The sequence below is a fragment of the Micromonospora aridisoli genome, assembly GCF_056150025.1.
This window is the reverse complement of the sequence record NZ_JAXCFK010000030.1, coordinates 1-3,677: the sequence shown is the minus strand read 5'-3', so window position 1 is coordinate 3,677 and position 3,677 is coordinate 1. Positions and strand designations below refer to the sequence as shown.

Sequence of the window (3,677 nt, the reverse complement as noted above, 5' to 3'; positions counted from 1 at the left end):
AGGCCGCCCAGACGGTGCAGGTGTCGGCCTACCCCGACCACTACGCCCAGTGGGAACAGCAGGCCGCCGACCTCGTCGCCCAACACTGGAACAGCTGACCACCAACTGACCAGCTGGCAACCACAGACATTCCTCCACAGGGGGAACAAGACCGCCGGCCGGCACCCGAACCAGGGTGCCGGCCAGCGGTGTTTCTGCGATCTCAGGAAGAGGCGACCAGCTCGACCTCGTACCCCTGACCGTCGGCCAGATAGGCGGCGTACGTGTCGGGCCCGCCGGCGTACGGGTGGCGGTCGGCGAAGAGCAGCTCCCAGCCGTACGCCGGTGCCTGTTCGACCAGCCGGTCCACGGCGGCGGTCGAACCGGCGTGGAAGGCCAGGTGGTTGAGGCCCGGGGCGAGTCGATCGTGGTGTCGGCCGGTGAGGGCGGGGGACTCCTCCAGCACGAGGTACGTCGGGCCGAGTCGCCAGGACTGGCCGATCGGCCACTGCTGGAACGACGTCCAGCCCAACTCGCCGAGTAGCCACCCCCAGCTGCGCATCGCGGCGCTCAGGTCGGGTACCCAGACCTCCACGTGGTGCAGGGCACCGACCGTCACCGGCCTCCGCCCGGTACCCATAGCACGTCTCCGTCCGGATTTGCCGTTCTTGCCAGGATAAAGAGCAGATCCGACAGCCGGTTGAGATACTTTGCCGGGAGGTGACTGGTCCGGTCGGGGTCATGCGCGATGAGAGCCCATGCCGACCGCTCGGCGCGCCGGGCGATCGTCCGCGCCGCGTGCAGCAGCGCCGCGCCCGCGGTGCCGCCGGGGAGGATGAAGGAGTCGAGCTTGCTCAGGCGCGCGTTGTACTCGTCGCACCAGCCCTCGAGGCGCTCGACGTACTCCTCCGTGACCCGCAGCGGCGGGTACTTCGGGTCCGGCTCCACCGGGGTGGACAGGTCGGCACCCACGTCGAACATGTCGTTCTGGATCGACCCCAGCACCGCGCGCAGTTCGTCGTCGAGCTGGCCCAGGGCGACTGCCACACCGAGCGCGGCGTTGCACTCGTCGACGTCCGCGTACGCGGCGATCCGCGGATCGTTCTTCGGCACCTGCTCGTTGTTGCTCAGCCTGGTCATGCCGGCGTCGCCGGCCTTGGTGTAGATGCGCGTGAGGTGGACGGCCATGACGCACAGCCTACGGATACCGGATCTGACGATCCCGGCGCGGCCGGACGCCGGCACGGGTTGGTCCGCCGGGGTCGGCCCGGGCGACGCGGGTGACGCGGCGATCGCCGACGTCGATGTCATCCGGGTACACGGCGGTGCCCGGCTCGCCGGCACCGTGCACGTCGTGGGTGCGAAGAACTCGGCGCTGAAGTTGATGGCCGCCGCGTTGCTCGCACCCGGCCGCAGTGTGATCACCAACGTTCCCCGGATCACCGACATCGCCATCATGGGCGAGGTGCTGCGGCGGCTCGGTTGTGGCGTGCAGTTCGACGCCGACGATCCGGTGGACCCGATGGTCGGCGTCGGCGGGGCGGCCCGGTCCCGCTCGGTCACCATCGACGTGCCGGAGCAGCCGGGCGTGGAGGCCGACTACGACCTGGTCCGCCGGCTGCGAGCGTCGATCTGCGTGCTCGGTCCGCTGCTGGCCCGGCGCGGGTACGTGCGGGTGGCTCACCCGGGCGGCGACGCGATCGGCTCACGGGGCCTGGACATGCACATCTCCGGCCTGACCCGGATGGGTGCCGACATCTCCGGCGAGCACGGCTTCGTGATCGCCTCGGCTCCGGACGGCCTGCGCGGCGCGGAGATCATGCTGGACTTTCCCAGCGTGGGAGCGACCGAGAACCTCATCATGGCGGCGGTGCTGGCCGACGGCACCACCGTGATCGACAACGCCGCCCGGGAACCCGAGATCGTCGACATCTGCACGATGCTCCAGCGGATGGGCGCGCTGATCGACGGGGAGGGGACGTCGACCATCACCATCGTCGGCGTACCTCAGCTCCGGCCGGTCCGGCACGCCACGGTGGGGGACCGGATCGTCGCCGGCACCTGGGCGTTCGGCGCGGCGATGACCCGCGGCGACGTCACCGTGACCGGCCTGGATCCGGCGTTCCTGGAGGTCGCGCTCGACAAGCTGGTGATGGCCGGTGGCCTGGTGGAGACCCGGTCGGACTGTTTCCGGGTACGCATGGACGACCGGCCCCGGGCGGTGGACGTGGTCACGCTGCCCTACCCGGGCTTCGCCACCGACCTGCTGCCGATGGCGATCGGGCTCGCGGCGCTCAGCGACGGCGCCTCCCTCATCACCGAGAACATCTTCGACGGCCGGTTCATGTTCGCCAACGAGATGATGCGGCTGGGTGCGGACATCAAGACCGACGGGCACCACGCGGTGGTACGCGGCCGGGAGCGGCTTTCCGGAGCACCGGTACGCGCGACCGACATCCGGGCCGGTGCCGGGCTCATCATCGCCGGGCTCTGCGCCGACGGGATGACCGAGGTCTCCCACGTGCACCACGTCGACCGGGGTTACCCCGACTTCGTTGCCGACCTGCGGGCGCTCGGCATCGAGGTGGAGCGGGCGACCGCACCGGAGGAACCAGACCTCACCATCTGAGCGCCTTAGCTGTCGTTCAGGCTCGCCGACTAGGGTGCAGACAGACACTCATTCGCAGCGAGGGAGAAGCAGATGGCGGGTCGGCTCGCGGTCGTCGGTGCCGGTTTGATGGGTTCGGGCATCGCCCAGGTGGCGGCGCAGGCAGGCTGGCAGGTGACGCTGCGGGACCTGGACGAGGCGGCGACGAAGCGCGGTCTGGACGGCATCGAGCGGTCGCTGACGAAGTTCGCCGAGAAGGGGAAGCTCTCCGGCGACGACGTCGAGGCCGCGCTGGGGCGGATCACCCCCACCACCGAGCTGGAGGCGGCCGCCGACGCGGACATCGTCATCGAAGCGGTCTTCGAGAAGCTGGAGATCAAGCACGAGGTGTTCCGCGCGCTGGACAAGATCTGCAAGGCGGACGCGGTCCTGGCCACCAACACCTCGGCGATCCCGGTCACCCAGATCGCGACGGCCACCGAGCGCCCGGAGGCGGTCGTCGGCACCCACTTCTTCTCGCCGGTGCCGATGATGAAGCTCTGTGAGCTGGTCCGTGGCTACAAGACCAGCGACGCCACCCTGGAGCGCGCGAAGTCCTTCGCCGAGGAGATCGGCAAGACCGTCGTGGTGGTGAACCGGGACATCGCCGGCTTCGTCACCACCCGGTTGATCTGTGCGCTGGCCATGGAGGCGGTCAAGCTGGTCGAGGCGGGCGTCATCTCCGCCGAGGACCTGGACACCGCGTGCAAGCTCGGCTTCGGGCACGCGATGGGCCCGCTGGCCACCGTCGACCTGACCGGTGTCGACGTGCTGCTGAATGCGACCCGCAACATCTACACCGACACCGCCGACGAGAAGTTCTTCCCGCCGGAGCTGCTGCAGCGCATGGCCACCGCGGGCGACCTGGGCCGCAAGACCGGCCAGGGCTTCTACTCGTACTGAGGTGTAAGGAAGGGCCCCCTCTTAACGCCTCGTGTATAGCAGGGGCCCCCTGTTAGGGCGTGTTTTGAAATCCGGGTGGGGTGTGTTGGTGCCCGGGATGTGGCGAGGTCTCCGGTAGATGGTTCATCGACGAAGAAGAACCTGATAC

The 3,677-nt window shown here is 69.3% G+C and carries 4 protein-coding genes; 2 read left to right on the top strand and 2 right to left on the bottom strand.

The genetic code is table 11. From position 1 onward, the window contains the following. Positions 1–202: 202 nt before the first annotated feature. Together SM447_RS29115 and SM447_RS29110 are read right to left on the bottom strand one after the other, a co-directional pair. Positions 203–619: a VOC family protein gene (locus SM447_RS29115; RefSeq protein WP_474576080.1), complete on the bottom strand. Its 417-nt coding sequence runs from the start codon at positions 617–619 to the stop codon at positions 203–205. Further along, positions 595–1,167 carry a cob(I)yrinic acid a,c-diamide adenosyltransferase gene (locus SM447_RS29110; protein WP_474576079.1) on the bottom strand — a complete coding sequence of 191 codons (573 nt, stop codon included), beginning with the start codon at positions 1,165–1,167 and terminating at the stop codon, positions 595–597. The genes SM447_RS29115 and SM447_RS29110 overlap by 25 nt, the downstream gene beginning before the upstream one ends. On the opposite strand from SM447_RS29110, the gene murA reads away from it, so the two are divergent. Both murA and SM447_RS29100 read left to right on the top strand, forming a co-directional pair. Continuing rightward, positions 1,166–2,608, top strand: coding sequence for a UDP-N-acetylglucosamine 1-carboxyvinyltransferase (gene murA / locus SM447_RS29105; protein ID WP_474576078.1), 1,443 nt, complete (start codon positions 1,166–1,168; stop codon positions 2,606–2,608). The two genes, SM447_RS29110 and murA, sit on opposite strands and share 2 nt — an antisense overlap. A gap of 72 nt (positions 2,609–2,680) precedes the next feature. After that, positions 2,681–3,529 carry a 3-hydroxyacyl-CoA dehydrogenase family protein gene (locus SM447_RS29100; RefSeq protein ID WP_474576077.1) on the top strand — a complete coding sequence of 283 codons (849 nt, stop codon included), beginning with the start codon at positions 2,681–2,683 and terminating at the stop codon, positions 3,527–3,529. Positions 3,530–3,677 lie beyond the last annotated feature (148 nt).

Coding starts and splice junctions, on each gene's coding strand:
- SM447_RS29115 (WP_474576080.1), bottom strand. CDS start 619: ATGGGTACCGGGCGGAGGCCGGTGACGGTCGGTGCCCTGCACCACGTG.
- murA (WP_474576078.1), top strand. CDS start 1,166: ATGACGCACAGCCTACGGATACCGGATCTGACGATCCCGGCGCGGCCG.
- SM447_RS29110 (WP_474576079.1), bottom strand. CDS start 1,167: ATGGCCGTCCACCTCACGCGCATCTACACCAAGGCCGGCGACGCCGGC.
- SM447_RS29100 (WP_474576077.1), top strand. CDS start 2,681: ATGGCGGGTCGGCTCGCGGTCGTCGGTGCCGGTTTGATGGGTTCGGGC.